This is a genomic window from Borreliella kurtenbachii, assembly GCF_030437945.2.
Taxonomy (GTDB): Bacteria; Spirochaetota; Spirochaetia; order Borreliales; family Borreliaceae; genus Borreliella; species Borreliella carolinensis.
The window spans coordinates 810,002-826,865 of sequence record NZ_CP124058.1; the positions used below are offsets into that span (position 1 = coordinate 810,002).

General features: G+C 29.2%; 21 protein-coding genes and 1 tRNA gene. 16 read left to right on the forward strand and 6 right to left on the reverse strand.

Features of this window, described 5'->3' with window-relative positions; all coding sequences use genetic code 11:
- Window positions 1-44: 44 nt before the first annotated feature.
- The 6 genes from rpoS to flgF form a co-directional block, all read right to left on the reverse strand.
- Window positions 45-845: an RNA polymerase sigma factor RpoS gene (gene rpoS, locus QIA22_RS04450; RefSeq protein WP_301612073.1), complete on the reverse strand. Its 801-nt coding sequence runs from the start codon at window positions 843-845 to the stop codon at window positions 45-47.
- A gap of 152 nt (window positions 846-997) precedes the next feature.
- The gene (locus tag QIA22_RS04455; RefSeq protein ID WP_301612074.1) at window positions 998-1,333 is read right to left on the reverse strand and encodes a rod-binding protein; all 336 of its coding nucleotides are present in this window, start codon (window positions 1,331-1,333) and stop codon (window positions 998-1,000) included.
- The gene (locus QIA22_RS04460) at window positions 1,323-2,321 is read right to left on the reverse strand and encodes a flagellar basal body P-ring protein FlgI (RefSeq protein ID WP_301612075.1); all 999 of its coding nucleotides are present in this window, start codon (window positions 2,319-2,321) and stop codon (window positions 1,323-1,325) included. The genes QIA22_RS04455 and QIA22_RS04460 overlap by 11 nt, the downstream gene beginning before the upstream one ends.
- Window positions 2,322-2,501: 180 nt before the next feature.
- Window positions 2,502-2,936: a hypothetical protein gene (locus QIA22_RS04465; protein ID WP_301612077.1), complete on the reverse strand. Its 435-nt coding sequence runs from the start codon at window positions 2,934-2,936 to the stop codon at window positions 2,502-2,504.
- A 199-nt stretch (window positions 2,937-3,135) separates the two neighbouring features.
- A complete protein-coding gene (gene flgG / locus QIA22_RS04470) occupies window positions 3,136-3,933 on the reverse strand; it encodes a flagellar basal-body rod protein FlgG (protein WP_301612078.1) in 798 nt (265 codons plus the stop codon).
- Window positions 3,934-3,945: 12 nt separating this feature from the next.
- Window positions 3,946-4,794, reverse strand: coding sequence for a flagellar basal-body rod protein FlgF (gene flgF / locus QIA22_RS04475; protein WP_301612079.1), 849 nt, complete (start codon window positions 4,792-4,794; stop codon window positions 3,946-3,948).
- A 246-nt stretch (window positions 4,795-5,040) separates the two neighbouring features.
- On the opposite strand from flgF, the gene QIA22_RS04480 reads away from it, so the two are divergent.
- The 16 genes from QIA22_RS04480 to QIA22_RS04555 all read left to right on the forward strand — a co-directional run bounded on the left by QIA22_RS04480 (window position 5,041) and on the right by QIA22_RS04555 (window position 16,758).
- Window positions 5,041-5,598 carry a DUF2147 domain-containing protein gene (locus QIA22_RS04480; RefSeq protein WP_301612080.1) on the forward strand — a complete coding sequence of 186 codons (558 nt, stop codon included), beginning with the start codon at window positions 5,041-5,043 and terminating at the stop codon, window positions 5,596-5,598.
- 63 nt (window positions 5,599-5,661) lie between these two features.
- A complete protein-coding gene (locus QIA22_RS04485) occupies window positions 5,662-6,192 on the forward strand; it encodes an adenine phosphoribosyltransferase (protein ID WP_301612081.1) in 531 nt (176 codons plus the stop codon).
- Between the two features lie 56 nt (window positions 6,193-6,248).
- Window positions 6,249-6,560, forward strand: a complete 312-nt coding sequence (rplU, locus tag QIA22_RS04490) for a 50S ribosomal protein L21 (protein ID WP_014023986.1) — start codon at window positions 6,249-6,251, stop codon at window positions 6,558-6,560.
- Window positions 6,561-6,565: 5 nt separating this feature from the next.
- Window positions 6,566-6,886, forward strand: coding sequence for a ribosomal-processing cysteine protease Prp (locus tag QIA22_RS04495; protein WP_301612082.1), 321 nt, complete (start codon window positions 6,566-6,568; stop codon window positions 6,884-6,886).
- Window positions 6,886-7,131 (forward strand): 50S ribosomal protein L27, encoded by a 246-nt coding sequence (gene rpmA / locus QIA22_RS04500; RefSeq protein WP_002656482.1) that lies wholly within the window; start codon window positions 6,886-6,888, stop codon window positions 7,129-7,131. Before QIA22_RS04495 ends, rpmA begins: the two co-directional genes overlap by 1 nt.
- Window positions 7,132-7,185: 54 nt before the next feature.
- Window positions 7,186-8,172 (forward strand): GTPase ObgE, encoded by a 987-nt coding sequence (obgE, locus tag QIA22_RS04505; protein WP_301612086.1) that lies wholly within the window; start codon window positions 7,186-7,188, stop codon window positions 8,170-8,172.
- Window positions 8,173-8,254: 82 nt separating this feature from the next.
- Entirely contained in the window at window positions 8,255-8,836 is a 582-nt protein-coding gene (nadD, locus tag QIA22_RS04510; RefSeq protein WP_301612088.1) for a nicotinate (nicotinamide) nucleotide adenylyltransferase, read from the forward strand.
- A complete protein-coding gene (locus QIA22_RS04515; RefSeq protein WP_301612090.1) occupies window positions 8,833-10,017 on the forward strand; it encodes an LCP family protein in 1,185 nt (394 codons plus the stop codon). Before nadD ends, QIA22_RS04515 begins: the two co-directional genes overlap by 4 nt.
- Complete coding sequence (rsfS, locus tag QIA22_RS04520) at window positions 9,992-10,342, forward strand: ribosome silencing factor (protein ID WP_301612092.1); 351 nt, start codon at window positions 9,992-9,994, stop codon at window positions 10,340-10,342. Before QIA22_RS04515 ends, rsfS begins: the two co-directional genes overlap by 26 nt.
- Before the next feature lie 113 nt (window positions 10,343-10,455).
- A complete protein-coding gene (gene spoVG, locus QIA22_RS04525; protein WP_002557374.1) occupies window positions 10,456-10,749 on the forward strand; it encodes a DNA-binding protein SpoVG in 294 nt (97 codons plus the stop codon).
- Window positions 10,750-10,813: 64 nt separating this feature from the next.
- Window positions 10,814-10,885, forward strand: a tRNA-Gln gene (locus QIA22_RS04530).
- Window positions 10,886-10,908: 23 nt separating this feature from the next.
- Window positions 10,909-11,457 carry a 50S ribosomal protein L25/general stress protein Ctc gene (locus tag QIA22_RS04535; protein WP_301612095.1) on the forward strand — a complete coding sequence of 183 codons (549 nt, stop codon included), beginning with the start codon at window positions 10,909-10,911 and terminating at the stop codon, window positions 11,455-11,457.
- A gap of 4 nt (window positions 11,458-11,461) precedes the next feature.
- Window positions 11,462-12,028: an aminoacyl-tRNA hydrolase gene (pth, locus tag QIA22_RS04540; RefSeq protein ID WP_301612097.1), complete on the forward strand. Its 567-nt coding sequence runs from the start codon at window positions 11,462-11,464 to the stop codon at window positions 12,026-12,028.
- The gene (gene tilS, locus QIA22_RS04545; protein WP_301612099.1) at window positions 12,028-13,350 is read left to right on the forward strand and encodes a tRNA lysidine(34) synthetase TilS; all 1,323 of its coding nucleotides are present in this window, start codon (window positions 12,028-12,030) and stop codon (window positions 13,348-13,350) included. Before pth ends, tilS begins: the two co-directional genes overlap by 1 nt.
- The gene (gene ftsH, locus QIA22_RS04550) at window positions 13,347-15,263 is read left to right on the forward strand and encodes an ATP-dependent zinc metalloprotease FtsH (RefSeq protein WP_301612101.1); all 1,917 of its coding nucleotides are present in this window, start codon (window positions 13,347-13,349) and stop codon (window positions 15,261-15,263) included. Before tilS ends, ftsH begins: the two co-directional genes overlap by 4 nt.
- Before the next feature lie 10 nt (window positions 15,264-15,273).
- The gene (locus QIA22_RS04555; protein WP_301612102.1) at window positions 15,274-16,758 is read left to right on the forward strand and encodes a hypothetical protein; all 1,485 of its coding nucleotides are present in this window, start codon (window positions 15,274-15,276) and stop codon (window positions 16,756-16,758) included.
- Window positions 16,759-16,864 lie beyond the last annotated feature (106 nt).

The window sequence follows — 16,864 nt, forward strand, 5'->3', positions numbered from 1 at the left end:
CCACTGACTTAAAAGTAGACCAGAACATGCCATGAATGTCAATGTTAATTTATCTCTTCTTTTAGTTTTTTAAGAACCCTTTTTTCAATCTGTCTTACAGTTTCTGATGATATTCCAAGTTCTGTTGAAATATCTTTTAAGGTGCTTTTTTTGGGGCTATTGTCTAAGTTGTATCTTTTTTTGATTATGTATCTTTCCTTTTCATTTAATTTTGTTTCAAGTATATAATTTAAATGTTTTAGAGTTGAATCTTGTTCAAGTGTAATTTCAGGGTTAAAAGAATTATCCTCGTAAAGATTCAAGAGTGTTGAATTTTCTGATCCCTCTATTTCTTTGTCCAGAGAATATTCTTTTTCAAGATAAGGAATAATTTTTATATACTGGGCAGGAGATAAATTGAATCTTTTCATTATTTCTTCTTTTTTGGGCGATTTTTCTTCTTCTGTTAAATATTTATTTATTTGTAGTATTAGATTTTCTTTTCTGTATGGGACTTTTACCAATCTAGTTTTAGTATTTAATGCTCTTTGTAGTGATTGCTTGATCCAGAATGATGCATAAGTTGAAAATTTGGTATTTTTATTTGGGTCATATTTCTCAGCAGCTCTTATTAATCCCAAGTTGCCTTCTTGAATTAAGTCTTCAATTTTTAGTCCTTTGCCCGCATATCTTTTTATTATTTTTAAAACAAGCCGCAAATTTGCATTTATCATCTTGTTTTTTGCTTTTGCATTGCCTCTTTGTATTTGACCGGCAAGTTTAATCTCTTCTTCGTGAGTAATTAATTTGTGTTCCCTTACCGATTTTAAATATATGTTTAAATCCTCGCTACTAAATATATTCATAGTATTATATTTTCTCCCCTTTCTTGAATATTGTGATTAAGTTTTACTACTTAGCTTTCATGCAAAAATTGTGCCAATTTAGTTTAAAACCATTTTTAAATTAAATTGGATATAATTTTTAGGGTTTGTGGGTGGGATATTTTTCGAATTATTTACTTTTTTTGTAATTGATTGTAAATTAAATCGGCAAGTCCAAAGCTTTGAGATTGTGCTATTTGTTTTGCTCTTTGTTCGCAAAGCATGTCTTCAAAAATTTCTTCTACTTGGCCTCCATTTAACAAATTTTGATCTTTGTTAAGAGTTTTTTTCATGCTTTCAAGCATTTGCTTGATAAACATAGCTTCAAATTCTAAAGAAGCTTTTCGAAGTTCTTTGTTTTTTTGAAAGGATTTTTTTATTTCTACAGGATTTTTAAAATTATTTATTTGATTTTTCAATTTTAGATTTTGTGAATTAATTAGATTTTGTAAATTAATTTTAGTTTCCATCAACTTCCTCCAAGATAAGTTCTCCATTTAATTTATTGATTTTTTTTGCAGCTTGAATTATTTGAATTAATTCTTTATTGCTAAGATTGTCGGAATTTTTTAATATAAATTCATTTAATTTCATTGAGTTTACTTGAATTGCTGTTTTGTTATTTTTACTTAAAATGTTTTGATCGTCTTTTTCAATGGAAAATGTAAACGTTCCTATTTGTGCATTTTCACTTGCTAGAATAATGCCATTTTTTTTGTCTATTAATATTTTAGGGCTGGTTTCTATTTTAATATTTTCAATCTCTTCTAATAGGCTTATATTTTTTGCTTCTATTTCTATTGTGCTATCTGATTTAATTTTGTTGTTGATTTTTTTAGAGGTTAATATTTTATGAATTTTATTTATTAATGTATAATTTCCTTTTTTAAGAATTATATTATAATCGTAGTTAATATTTTGATTATCATTTATTATTACACTGTCTAGAGTATATCCAGATCCTTTTAATTTATTATTGGGCTGTATAATTCCTGATGCAATTGCTATTATTTCTCCCTCTTTATTTTTAAGGTTTGTTTTTAAAAGTATTCCATTTGTTAAATCTTTTGAGTCTAATATTGATGCAATGCAAGCTTTATGTTTTGAGCCTTTGATTGCATTGCCTTTTACTTGAAGGCTGACATTTACTAGTGCAATATTTTTGCTTTCTATGTTATTAGGGCCTATTTCATTTATTGTATTATTTTCTTCTAAAATTTTAATTATAAGGTCTTTTTGTTTTGTAGAGTCTCCTTTTCCAACAAGACCGGCTACTATTCCAATGCCCGTTAAAAAATTTGTATTTGTGGGATAAATATCTGCAATTTCTTTTAGTTTGACGCTTTCAGACAGGTTATTGTTAAATGATTGCTCTGTTTTTAGTCCTGTTGAATCTGTGTTTGTTTGGGCTAGCAGACTTGTTGCAAATGCAGTTAACATCAACATTAGTTTGTTCATTCTTTACCCTATTTATTTTATTTCTTTAATATCTATTATTTTATATCAATTATTGTAATTAATGAAACTTTTTTCGTAAAATTATTAATTAATCCTTGATTTGTTAAATATTATCTGCTTATCTGTATTAAGACAGATAAAAATTAATAATTCTTAGATTGAGAAAGATGAAATAAGGAATTATTCTTTTTGCACGTTATTTAATCTTATCTCTTCATTTTTAATTGTGTTGCGTATAACTTTATATTTACTATTGTTTAATTCATTTAAACTTAAAACATCATTTATTCTTGTTGTGTTAATTTTGTATTTAAAGTATATATTGTGCTCATTAAGGATTTCATTTTTTTTCAGATTTTCTTTTGCAAATACAATTGGCTCGATTATATCAATGTACATATTAATGTAATTGTGTCTTTTATAGCTTTCAAAGTTTTTTGCATAATAAACCAGAGTTTTTTGAATTGGAATATTTTTGTATGAATTGTTGTTTTTAATTTTAAATTTTATTTTTTTGAAAAATTTATCTTCTATGTTTATTTCAGATTCATCAAAGTTGAATTGAAGTATATAGATATTTTCATTTGATAAATTTTTTGTGATGTAATAAATCATTTCAAAAATTATTGATTTTTTTGTTAAATGTGGCGGGACATATATTTTTGATAAGTTTTGATTGTTGCATATTTTTGAGTACTTCTTTGAAAAGAAATATGCTTTACTAGGAGTAATGTTGAAGCACAGATCATGAGCAGTGCTTATAATTGAGCTTGTTGTAAAAAATAAAATAAAAATAAATAATCTTTTTTTTATTTTATTGCCTTTTTAAGTTATTTGCAATTCCTAGCATATTGTCTGAAGTTTGAATGGCCTTTGAGTTTATTTCATAAGCCCTTTGAGCTACTATCATTGTTACCATTTCTTCAGCAATAGATACATTTGACATTTCAAGTATGCCTTGTCTTAGCCTTCCCATGCCCTCACTTCCCGGTATTCCTGCTATTTCTTGGCCTGATCCGGCTGTTTCTTTAAATAAATTGCTTCCAATAGCGCTCAGTCCTGCAGGATTAACAAATCTTGATATTTCAATTTGTCCAAGCTCTATTGGGTCGTTGCTGTTATCAATTTTTACCGATACTATTCCTTGCTCAGATATTGCAATTGAGCTTTGGATATATTCTTCTGGGAAAAATATATTGGGCAATACCTTGTATCCTTGGCTTGTTACAAGCTCCCTATTAGAATCGATTTTAAATGATCCATCTCTAGTATATGCATAAGTCCCATCGGGCAGAAGAATTTTGTAAAATCCATCTCCCTCAATAGCAACGTCAGTGAGTAAATTGGTCGCTTGCATTTTCCCTTGTTCAAATATTCTCTGAGTAGCAGCAATTTTTGTTCCGTGTCCAACTTGATTCCCGAGTGGTCTTAAAGTATTTTCAGTTGCGGGGGTTCCTGCTCTGTATTGAGTCTGATAAATCAAATCTTCAAATTCTGCTCTTATCTTTTTAAAGCCCGTAGTATTCACATTTGAAAGGTTGTTGGCAATTGTGTCTACATTGTATTGTTGGGCAGTCATTCCGCTTGCTGCTGTCCATAATGCTCTCATCATAAAATATGCTCCTTAATATTTTCCAATTTCATTTATTAATTTTCCTAAGAGACTGTCTTCAGTTTGTATTGTTTTTTGATTAGCTTCATAAGCTCTGTTGATTTCAATCATTAAAACCATTTCGTTAACAGCATTAACATTGGAAGCCTCAAGTGTTTCTGTTTCTATTTTAGGTCTTAGTGATACGTCAATCTCTTGTGCCTTGCCAGAGGTTTTTGTATCGATCCATAAAGAATTTCCCTGTTTTTTGAGAAATCTTGGATTTTCAAAATTTACAATTCTAATAGTATCAAGTAGCTCATAATTTTCCCAAGAATTTTCATACTCACTAACAAGTCTTTTTGGGTTTGATTCAAAGTTTGAATTGTGAAAGATTTGTCCTTGAGGTGTTATTTTAAAATTATTTTTTTTAAGATATATATATCCCTTTTCTCCTAGGACGGGGAATCCGTTTTTTGTAACAAGGATTCCCTCTTTTCCAATAGTAAAAGAACCGTTTCTTGTATATCTTTCTCCATCTGAAGTTTGTATTACGAAAAATCCTTGATCGGTGAGTGCTAAATCCAATGGATTGCCAGTAGTTTTTAATGGACCTTGTTCAAATACTGTGTATATTTCATTTTCTTCAACGCCTGTTCCTAGTTTGCCTACAACCGGAGCTGTTTCAAGATGTCCTTTGGGAAATTTATAAAGGCCATCATCATTTAGTCTTCTTATTAACATTTCTGGAAATGCTTTTTGAATAGACAAATCTTTTTTATATCCAATAAGATCTATGTTTGCCAAATTATTTGATACTGTGTCAAGCTTGCGCCTTTCTGCCATCATTCCGCTGGCAGCTGTATAAATTCCTCTTACCACGGTTAAATCCTTAAAGACAATTAACTTTATTAATATTAGCATTAATTGTCCCATATAACAATTAATTAACTTATTGCGTTTTTACTTAATTTCCTATTTTTTTCTTCAGGTTTTTGTCTTAACAATTAAAATTATAAAGATAAGTTGTATAATTGGTTTTGTGGCTAATTTTTAAATTAGCCACTTTAAATGATTAATTTAAAAAAAGAGCTATAATTTAGGATTATTTAGTTTTAAGGAGGATTAATGAATAGGCTTTTTTCAAAGTTTTTTCTTTTTTTTTGTTTTTCAATGTTTTTGTTTGCAACCTCAGAAGATTTAAATGAAAAAAATGTTAATAAGGATGAAAATCTTGATTTTGAAAATGAAGTTTTAGGATATTGGGTTGGTTATAATGATGTGAGCAACATAAAAAATTCTATTATTTATATTTATAAATATAATGGAGAAATTTATGGTCGAATTTTGACCGTAATAAAAGATGGCAAAGAGTATGATACTAAGAATCCCTCAGGAGACACTGTGGTTGGATTTGAAAATCTTGCAATAGAGGGTCTTGATTTTATGTGGGGTCTTAAGTATTCTTCTTCTTCTAAAAGGTGGGATGGGGGTAAAATAATAGATCCTAAAAACGGTAAAATTTATAATTCTGAGATGAGTGTTGATAGTAAGACCGGAAATCTTATTACCAAGGGGAAAGTTTGGATTTTTGGCAGAAGCAAAATTTGGACAAGAGCTAAAGATGATGAAATACCAAAAGTAGTTTTACATAATCTTGTTCCAGCGCCCCCTGTAAAAAAATAAATTTAGCTTTTGGTTTTGCTATTTTGAAAAAATACATAAACATATAGATGGGATAAGTAGGTTATGAAAAATAAGACAGAGTATTATGATCGGTTTATTTCAAAAATACCCGATTTTCCTAAAAAGGGTGTTCTTTTTTATGATATTACTAGTGTTTTGCTAAAACCCGAAGTTTATAGTTCATTAATAAATGATGTATATTCTTTTTATAATTTAAAAAAGATCGATTGCATTGCTGTTGTTGAGTCTAGGGGGTATTTAATAGGTGCTCCTTTGTCTTTAAAAATGCAACTCCCCCTTGTTTTAATTCGAAAAGAGGGTAAATTACCCAGAGAGGTTTTTAGCGAAAAGTATGAGCTTGAATATGGTTTTGGAAGAATAGAGGTACACAAAGACGATGTTAGGACGTATTCCAATATTCTTTTAATAGATGATATATTAGCTACCGGTGGAACTTTAAAGTCGTCTGCAATTTTGTTAGAGAGAGCCGGGGGTAGGGTTAAAGATATTTTTTGTTTTATTGAGCTTTGTGGTATTAATGGTAGACAAAGCCTTGAAAGTTATGAAGTCAATTCCCTTGTAAGGTATAATTAGTTTAATGCTTGACTTTTCTTTTTTATTAAATTTACAATGTTTAGTTGAGGTAATGTATGTATGCACTGGTAGAAATAAATGGCAAGCAATATAAGGCCATTGAGGGTGAATTTTTAAAAATAGATAAAATTTCTCCTATTGAAAAAGATAAGCTGGAATTTAATAGTGTTTTGCTTGTTAATAAAGACGGAGAGGTTAAAATAGGAAAGCCTTATGTTGTAAATTCTCTTATTAGATGTACCTATAAAGAAGATAAAAAAGATAAAAAGGTTGTTTCTTACAGATACAGAAGAAGAAAATCAAGTGAGAGAAAGGTTGGTCACAGACAAACCTATTCTTATATTTTGGTTGATGAAATAGTTTTTTAAGTTTATTGATTAATGTTTTAGTAAAAGTAAAAGACGATGTAATCATTTATCTTTTGGCCAATGGTCATGCTATAAGCAAAAATAATGTTAACGTTGTCTGTTCTTCTTTTTCTTTTATTTTGAGAACTTTTTTTAGTGTTCTTAATCTTGAGGGTGAGGCTTTTGTTGTGAAGAATTCAAAAAGAGGTTATTTAGAATTTAAGCCCTTTTTTAAGGATTTAAACAAGGAAAGTCTTTTTTATTATAGCAGGTTTTTAATTAGAGGCATAAGTGATTTGTCATATGAGTATCCTGATGATATTAAATTAGTTTTGGAGGAAAATTAATGGCAACAAGTAAAAGTGGTGGTAGTTCAAAAAATGGACGAGATTCTATATCCAAGCGACTTGGAGTTAAAAGAAGTGGTGGGCAGTTTGTTAAGGCTGGAGAAATAATTGTTAGACAAAGAGGTACAAAATTCCATAAAGGCAAAAATGTTGGTCTTGGAAGAGATTATACAATATTTGCGCTTTCGTCTGGCAAGGTAGAGTTTAAAACCTTGAAGGGACGAAAATATGTAAGTATTGTTTAGTTTTAATTGAAAAGATTGGAGATTTTTAGTTTCTATTGAAAAATTGGAGAAAGTTTGTATAACTTTAAGGACTCTGTAAATATAACGGTAGTTTCGGGCAATGGGGGTTCTGGATGTGTTTCTTTTTTAAGAGAAAAGTTTAATGCAAAAGGCGGTCCAGATGGCGGAAACGGCGGGAGTGGTGGGAGTGTAATTTTTAAGGTAAGAGAAAATCTTAGCACTTTGTCTTTTTATAAAAATGGTCATGTGCTTTGTGCCGAAAATGGTAAACCTGGAATGGGTTTTAAGAGAAGTGGTGCTAATGGTAAAGATTTAATTCTTTTTGTTCCCCCAAATACAGAAGTTTATAATGGAAATGATGGAACTCTTTTGTGTAGGCTTAAAAATTTAAATGACGAATTTGTTGTTTTAAAAGGTGGCAGAGGCGGTCTTGGCAATTGGAATTTTAAAACTTCAGTTAGAAGGGCGCCAAGGTTTGCTCAACCTGGAGAATCAGGCAATAGTTTGAGCGTGCGCCTTGAACTTTTTTTGGTGGCAGATATTGGGCTTGTTGGTTTACCTAATGCTGGCAAATCTTCTCTTCTTAATAGAATAACTTCGGCAAAATCTAGGGTTGCAAATTATCCCTTTACAACAAAGATTCCTCATCTTGGTGTGCTGAGGCGTTTTCATGATGATTTGATTATTGCAGATATTCCTGGAATAATCAAAGGTGCTAGTTTTGGAGTAGGACTTGGAACCAAATTTTTAAAGCATATTGCTAAAACTAAAATTTTAGCCTTGGTTATTGATATTTCTGAAGCAGATTTTTTGGAATCATACAGCATTCTTTTAAATGAAATAAAATCTTATAACCATGAGCTTTTTAATAAAAAAAAAATTATTATTGCCAATAAACTTGATTTGGATGGTTCTGAGAAAAATTTTGATTGCTTGATAAAAGCTTTAGGAAAAGAAAAGGTTATTGGCATCTCTATTTATGAGAATAGTGGAATTGATGAGCTTATTAAAGAATTTTTTATTTTGGCTAAAACTTTTTAATAAAGTTGATCTTTATTATTGTGGGCTTTTTTACTTTTAAGACTTGGTTTTTGGATATCAGATTTGATTTAGGAAAGAAATCATGAGAATTGCAATATTGGGGGGCACCTATAATCCAGTTCATATTGGACATATTTTTTTGGCTAAAGAAATAGAATATTTATTAAATATTGATAGAGTAATATTTATTCCTACTTGCAATCCAGCTCATAAATTAATTGGGGAGGATGTTAGTGTTAATAATAGAATAGATATGCTCAAGCTTGCATTAGAGAATGAAGATAAAATGTTTATAGATGATTGCGACATAATAAATGGTGGCATAACTTATACCGTTGATACTATTTCTTGTGTTAAAAAAAAATACAAAAATGACAAACTTTTTTTAGTTATTGGTGATGATCTTTTTCAAAATTTTGATTCATGGAAAGACCCTCAAAGCATTATAAGTTCTGTTGATCTTGTTGTTGCTCACAGAATTTACAAAGAGAAACTTAAAAGTTCTTTTAAGCATATTTATATAGATAATAAAATAATACCGATTTCTTCATCAGAGATTAGAAATAGAATTGCAAATGGATTTCCTGTCAGTTATTTATTGCCTTTTGGTGTGTTAAAATACATTAAAGATAATAATTTATATTTTAAAAAGGTAAATGTTTGAGAAAGGATTTATTTTTTTTATTTTTAATTGTTCTTATAATAGCAAGTGTAGTAATTTTTTTTATTAGAAGTTCTAAAAAAGAGTTGGTTTACTTCGAACTTAATACAAAGAGTAATATTAGTTTTTTGTTTCTAATAGAAGATCTTAACAAGAACCTTGTAAGTATGCAAGAAATTTTTATTAATATGAAAACAGGAAATATTGGGTTTTTAGATATTCCAATTCATACTGGATATGAAGATTTAAAGGGGAATATCTCTTGGTTTAAAGATCTTTATAAAAAAAATTCTTTTAATAAGTTTTTATCTAAAATTTATACACAACTATCTCATGAATCAGATTATTATATACGTTTTCAAAAAGAAAATTTTGTTAAACTTATTGATTACTTAGGGGGAGTCAGGCTTCTTGTTAAAAACCCAGTAAAAGTTTATAACTTTGAGGATTCTATTTTAATACCCTCTGGCACTTCTAACTTTGATGGTGATAAGGCTTATGATTATTTAAGATATTTTAATGATGTTAATCAGTTTGAAGAGAGAGTTGAATTTTTTAAAGAGTTTTTTAAAAGACTTCTTTTTCAAATTTCAGATTTTGGCATTGAAAATGACAATTTTTTTAAAATATATTCCATGTTAGATACTAACCTTTCAGAGGTTGTTTTTAAATATATTGTTAAAAATTATAAAATAAATAATGATAAAATTATTTCTATTAATATTAAAGGACAAGAAGAGATTTTTAAGGATAATGATAATAATTTGATAAAGGTGGTTTTTCCTTATTATGGGGGCACTATTTTAAAAGAATCGGTGGATAAATTAAATAAAGAGCTTGTTAATGAGGGCGCAGAAGAGATAGTAAAGATTGTTATTTTAAATGGAACAAAAGTTGTTGGGCTTGCAAAAAAAACAGCAAATATTTTTAATTCTTTAAAATTTAAAGTTTTAAAATTTGGCAATGCAGATAAAAATTCTTATAAAGATACCTTGATTATAAATAATTCGGATAATTTAGAAATGGCTGTTAGGGTTGGAGAGGCAATTAAAACTTCAAATATTAAGCCAATTTCTGAGGTTCAAACTAAAAGATTGTTAGAACTTAATAGTCTTGATATTAATCCCGATGTAATAGTTATTTTAGGAGATGATTTTGATGGAAGATATGTTAAAAGTAAATGATATTAATGATTTATGTAAAATAATAAGTGATTTTAATGGAATTGATGTTATAGGTATTAATGTTAGCGATATTTGTAATTGGACTGATTTTTTTATAATAGCTACTTTTGTATCATTTAAACAAATGGAAGCTTTATATGTTGATAAGATAATTAAATTTTTTAAAGAAAAAAAAATTAATCTTAATGTTCAAGAAAAAGGGTTGGTTTATGACTGGACTGTTGTTTCGGGCGCAAATTTGGTAATTCATTTAATGAGCGAAAAGTCCAGAGAATACTATGAGCTTGAAAAAATATGGTCCAAGGGAATTATTATTTATCCTTAATTACTGTTTAATTAAAATTAATTAAAAAAACTAAAAATATCATAAAAATATGTTTACAAAAAATAGAAAATATTTTAGATTTAAGTTATGTACTTTTTGCGGGAGGCTTATAAGTGGATATTACAGACATAAGGATTAAGAAAGTTGATAGTAAAAATTCTGGTTCTAAATTATTAGCATATGTTGCAGTTACTTTTGATAACTGCTTGGTTCTTCACAATATTAGAGTTATTAAAGGGCAAAAAGGAGTATTTATTGCTATGCCTAACAGAAGAACTAGAGTCGGTGAATATAAAGACATTGTACACCCTATTAGTCAGGATTTTAGAAAAGCTTTACAAACTTCTATTTTTAAGGAATATATAAGAGAAAATCCAGCCGATCTTGAGCTTGAATTAGATTTTTAGATAATTGTTGACAAAGCTCGTTGTATCTTGTATGCTTGTCAATTGTAAGTATTAATAAGGTATTTGGGACGTCGACAAGTGGTAAGTCAACTGGTTTTGGTCCAGTCATTCGAGGGTTCGAATCCTTCCGTCCCAGTATTTTACATTAGGAGTTTTTTGGTGGAAAATAGCAGGATTTTAAGTTGCCAATATAGATCAAGTTTTGGGTCTTCTAATGCTCGCAGAATAAGAGCTAAGTGTGAAATACCGGCTGTTGTTTACGGGCAAGGCAATGATGTTTCACACTTGAGAATTAAGAGTAGTGAATTTAATAAGAAATTTGCAAAGTTTACAGATAATACCGTCTTAATATTAGATGATGGCAAGCTTGAAAGATGCGTTTTTGTTAAAGATGTTGCAGAAAATATTGCCAGCAAGCTTATTTATCATATTGATTTTTACGAAGTGGATAAGAATGTTGAGCTTGAAAAATACGTTCCTATTAAGCTTATTGGAGCTTCTATTGGGGTTAAAGAGGGTGGAATTTTGACTGTTTTAAAAGAGCAGGTTAAGGTAAGGTCCTTGCCCTTGGATTTGCCAGAATTCATCGAGCTTGATTTAACTCCTGTTAATAAAGGGGATAGTGTTCTTCTTAAAGATCTTGTTTTGCCTTCTAATGTTAGGCTTGCAGAAAATGACGAGAATTTAGAAGTTGTTATTATAAAGTGATTTTATGGGTTTATTGATACTTGGATTAGGAAACCCCGGATTAGAATTTTCCTTAACTAGGCATAATGTTGGTTTTTCTCTTTTGGATAAAATTATTTCTAAAAATGGCCTTTTTTTAAAGAGAAAAAAAAAATATGAATATTCAGAATTAAGAATGATTTCCAGAAGAGTAATTTTGGTTAAACCTTTGACTTATATGAATCTAAGTGGGTCTTTATTTCCTTCAATATTTTCAGATTTTTATATGTGTATAAAAAATTTATTGGTTGTTCTTGATAATGTTGATCTTCCTTTGGGGAAGTGCCGACTTAAAGAGCGAGGTGGTGTGTCTACTCATAATGGCCTTAAGTCAATTTCAAGTGTTCTTGGAAGCTCTAACTATAGCAGGCTTTATATTGGGGTTGGAAGCAATGTTATGTGCGATATAAAGAGTTTTGTTCTTTCTAGATTCTGCAAAGATGAAATAGATAGGCTTGAAAAATTGTATGATTTTTTAAGTGATGAGCTGATTGATATTAGCGAGGCAAATTTCAAAAATAAGGTTCAAAAAATCAATTCTAGTAATTTTTAATGCATTTCTTAGACGATAATATACAAATTAAAATAGATAGATTTTATAAAAAATATTCTTTAAATAAAAATCGAGTTATTGTTGCTTTTTCTGGCGGGGCTGATTCTACAACTTTATTATTAAATTTAAAATATTACTTGAGCAATAATGTTATTGCATTTTATTTTGCTCATTTTATTAGATCTGATAATGAGCAAAATCAAGAGATAGAGCATGTAAGGGGGTTTTGCGATCTTTACAATATTGCTTTGCAAATTAAAAAATGCGATATAGATATAAAAAGTGAATCGGCTAGGTTGGGAATATCTATTGAAGAGCTTGCAAGGAAATACAGATACAATGCTTTAGAAAATGCTCTTAAAGAAAATGGCGCAAATTATATTGCACTTGCTCATAATGAGAACGATCAAATTGAAACAATAATTATGAGATTTTTTCAAGGATCTTTTTTAGATGGTCTTTCGGGGATTCCTTGTGTCAATAGGAATATTATAAGACCCTTGCTTGAGGTTTCAAGGTTAGAAATTGAGAATTTTTTATCTTTGAATAATATTAGGGCTTTTGTTGATAGCACAAATGCTCAAAATTTATATTTAAGAAACAAGGTTAGAAATAATTTACTACCCGCTATAAAAAATGTTTTTAAAGGATATGAAAAATGTCTTAAAAGAATATCTGAATTTTCAAAGGAATTTGCAGATTATTTTGAAAAAGATGAATTTTTTCCTGTTGAGAAAGGCAAATATTATTATTCTTTTGATTTGAAAACTTTTTTAGATTTTCCTAAATATTTAGTGTTTAGATTGATTTTTAAAATTTTAAATTCAGAAGGAATTGTAGCTAAAGTTTCCTATAAGGCTCTTAATGAAGCGTTTAAAGTAGATATTGGTAGAAAGAAAAATAATGTTTTGATAAAAACCAATGATTTTTTTTTAGAAAAAAGGCATAATAAAATTAATTTAATTTTTAAAAGGGATGAAAAGTTTTACAAACCTTTTGATTTTATTTTGGAAGTTGGCAAATGGTATAGTTTATCTTTAGGTAAGATTTTGCTAAAATATTTAGAGTGCAATGCAGCTTCTGCATCAAGATTAAAATGTTGTTCTTATGAGTTTAGGTATAAATTTTTTAAGGATAGATTGAAAGCAAAAAAATTTTTTTCTAAGTTTATAAGGTGTAATCCAGCTTATTTAATGTTGTTAGCATTAGATAACAGGTTAATTGGAATTATTGATTTAAATACTTTAAACTTAGTATGGAGTGAAAAAAGCATTCTTAAAAAAATTAGTATATCTTTGATTGGAGGGCTTTTAAAGGAATGAATGGCAATAATAATATGAATAATAATGGAAAATCTAATAATAAAAAGAAGAATAAAAATTGGATTTTAGGACTTGTTGTTGTTTTTCTAATTTCAGCGATATTTATGTCATATTTTATAAGGGGAGGGGAAAGCTATAAAAATGTTCCTTATAGTACTTTTCAGAGTTATTTAGACAATGGCTTAGTTGAGTCTGTAGTGATAATTGATAAAAATTTGATTCAATTTGTTGTCAAGGGCTCTAACTTTGCAAAGTCTTATTTTTCTACCAGTATTCCCTATCTTGATATAAATCTACTTGCAGAACTAAAAAGTAAAAAAGTAGAGCTTAGCTCAGGGAAAAGTCAAGCTTCTCTGATTGGGGTTTTATTACAAACTTTGCCATGGATTTTATTTTTTATTTTCTTTTTCTTTATATTTCGTCAAACTCAAGGTGGCGGTGGAAAAGTTTTTACATTTGGGAAAAGTACCGCACAAAAGTATGAAGCTGGAAAGAATAAAATCACCTTTAAGGACGTGGCTGGTCAAGAAGAGGTTAAGCAAGAGCTTTACGAAGTTGTTGAATTTCTTAAAAATCCAAAAAAATTTGAAAAAATAGGTGCAAAAATCCCCAAAGGGGTGCTTTTAGTTGGTTCTCCGGGTACTGGCAAGACTTTGCTTGCCAAAGCCGTTGCCGGTGAGGCTGGAGTTAGTTTTTTCCACATGTCAGGCTCCGATTTTGTTGAAATGTTTGTTGGGGTTGGAGCAAGTCGTGTTAGAGATTTATTTGATAATGCTAGAAAAAATTCCCCATGTATTATTTTTATTGATGAGCTTGATGCTGTTGGTCGAAGTCGTGGTGCAGGGCTTGGCGGTGGGCATGATGAAAGAGAGCAAACTCTTAATCAGCTGTTGGTTGAAATGGATGGATTTGGAACGCATACTAATGTAATTGTTATGGCTGCTACAAATCGTCCAGATGTTCTTGACTCTGCTTTGCTTAGGCCTGGACGATTTGACAGGCAAGTAACAGTTTCTTTGCCTGATGTTAAGGAAAGAGAGGCAATATTAAATATTCATTCTTCAAAAACAAAGCTTTCAAAAGATATTAATTTACAAGTAATAGCAAGAGCTACTCCTGGTGCTAGTGGTGCGGATCTTGCAAATTTAATTAATGAAGGGGCCTTAATAGCTGCAAGGAATAATCAAGATGAAATTTTAATGAAGGACATGGAAGAGGCCAGAGATAAAATATTGATGGGGGTTGCAAAAAAATCCATGACTATTACTGATAGGCAAAAGCTTGAGACTGCTTATCATGAGGCAGGCCATGCTTTGCTTCACTATTATCTTGAACATGCTGATCCACTCCATAAGGTTACTATTATTCCAAGGGGCAGGGCACTTGGTGTTGCATTTTCTCTTCCAAGGGAAGATAAGCTTTCAATAAACAAGCACCAAATTCTTGATAAAATAAAGATATGTTATGGTGGTTATGCTAGTGAGCAAATAAATTTGGGTGTTACAACAGCGGGCGTTCAAAATGATTTAATGCAAGCTACTAGCTTGGCTAAAAAAATGGTTACTGAGTGGGGAATGGGTGAAGAAGTTGGCCCAATATTTTTAGTAGACGATGAAGCACCCATTTTCCTTCCAAAAGAGTTTTCAAAGGCTAAGGCTTATTCTGAGAACACTGCTGATAAAGTTGATAGAGAGGTAAAAAGAATACTTGAAGGATGTTTAAAAGAGGCATCAGATATCCTTGTAGAACACAAGGATCAACTTGTTAAGCTTGCAAAAGAACTTGTTTTAAAAGAAACTTTGACAGACAAAGAAGTAAGAGAGCTTTTGGGTTTTGAGCCCAATAAAGATGAATATTTATTTTCAGCAGAATCTACTATAAAAGAAGTAAAGGAGGAAGATACAAAAGGTTAGGCAAGTGTTTATGTTTTATTTAAAGGGGATGTTCATTCTTTTTATTTCTATAAACCTATATGCAATTTCAGTCAAAGAAGATGAAGATATTTCAAATATTCTTTTCAATGAGTCTAAAAATTTTTCCAATTTACAAAGAGGAAATGATTTAATTTATGGATCTCTTGATTTCAATTTGCTATCCTCAGATTCTCTTTATGAGCTTTCATTAAAAGAGAATGTTTCTTTATCGGATAAAATTTATTTATTAAAAGAAGCAATTAATATTAATAACTTTAAAGTAGCAACTCTTAAAGAAGTATACACTTATTATTTTGCGTTGCTTTTAAGACAAAATGAAAATAAGAGTATGTATGAAGAAATTATTGCTTTGTATGGAAGCTTAAATGAAGAGTTACAAATAGATAAAGATTTGATTTGCATGAGGCTTGAAGCTTCTGGAAGACTTGAAAGTTTTGGAGATGATTTTAAAAAAATTTTATTTAAAGCTTTTTCTTTGTATGGTAATGATTTTTTATTTTTTAAATGGTTTTTAAAAGAAGATAGGTTTTTTTTTAGCATTTTTAATACTATTAGATCAAAAGAAGATTTTTTCTTTACACCCGAAAACATTAATTATATATTTAGAAATTCGAATTTTAATTATGACAATTCTGTCTCTTTGTTTTCTTTTCTTAAGGACAAAATTAAAGAAATTAATGGAATTCACGGTATTTATTTTTTAAAGTACAAACTTTTAGATCCCGCGGAAGCTTATAGGGTTTTTAAAAAATTTCCTCCTGAAACAATAAATGAATATAAAATGTTTTATGATCTTTTAGAGGATCCCGACATGAAGAGTAAATTTTTAGAAGATTATAAAAGTTTATCAGGAATTTATTGTATTGATAATAAAAATAATGTTGCCATACTCAAAGATGGAGTTTTAGTAGGTATTTTTTCAGGAATAGTAGATTTTGACAACAAATTTAGTTTAAATAGCAGCAAGTATTTTAATAAAATTTATTTTAAAGACAAGTCCCCAGTTTATTATGAGAATAGTTTGCTTGGTTATAAAATAAATTATTCTGTTTACCCTTACGTTGATATGATTGAGGTTCAATATCCTGATAAAAGGGATGTTTATACCTTTGCTTTACATGCTTTTAAGTGCAATCTTTTTAACAATTTGGGTTGCAATTTTAATAGTCTTGGGGTTAGAGAGTTGTTCTTGCTTGATAGTAAAGATTTTTTTATGCCAAATACTTTAAATGTATTTTTTGAAAAAACTTCTGCTTTAGATATTAGATCAAGCTTGATAAGTAAAAAAAAATATTTTGGATCTAATTTAGTAGAAATTAAAAATTATGTGGTTGGAAGTTTGGTTTCAATTTATAGAAAAGTTAATGGTTCTAAAAAATTTAATTATATTGAGATTTATGAGAAGAATAAACTAAAAATAAAGAAAGCTTTATTGGATGATGATAGTTTTGAAAGTTTTTATTCTTTTGAATAAAAACTTTAATAGAATTTTAAGTTATTAATTTTTTCGACTTTTAATGTTAATGTTTTTTGTTGTTCTTTGTTTGTATAATTGAGTTTTAATTTACTTTAGGGGGACT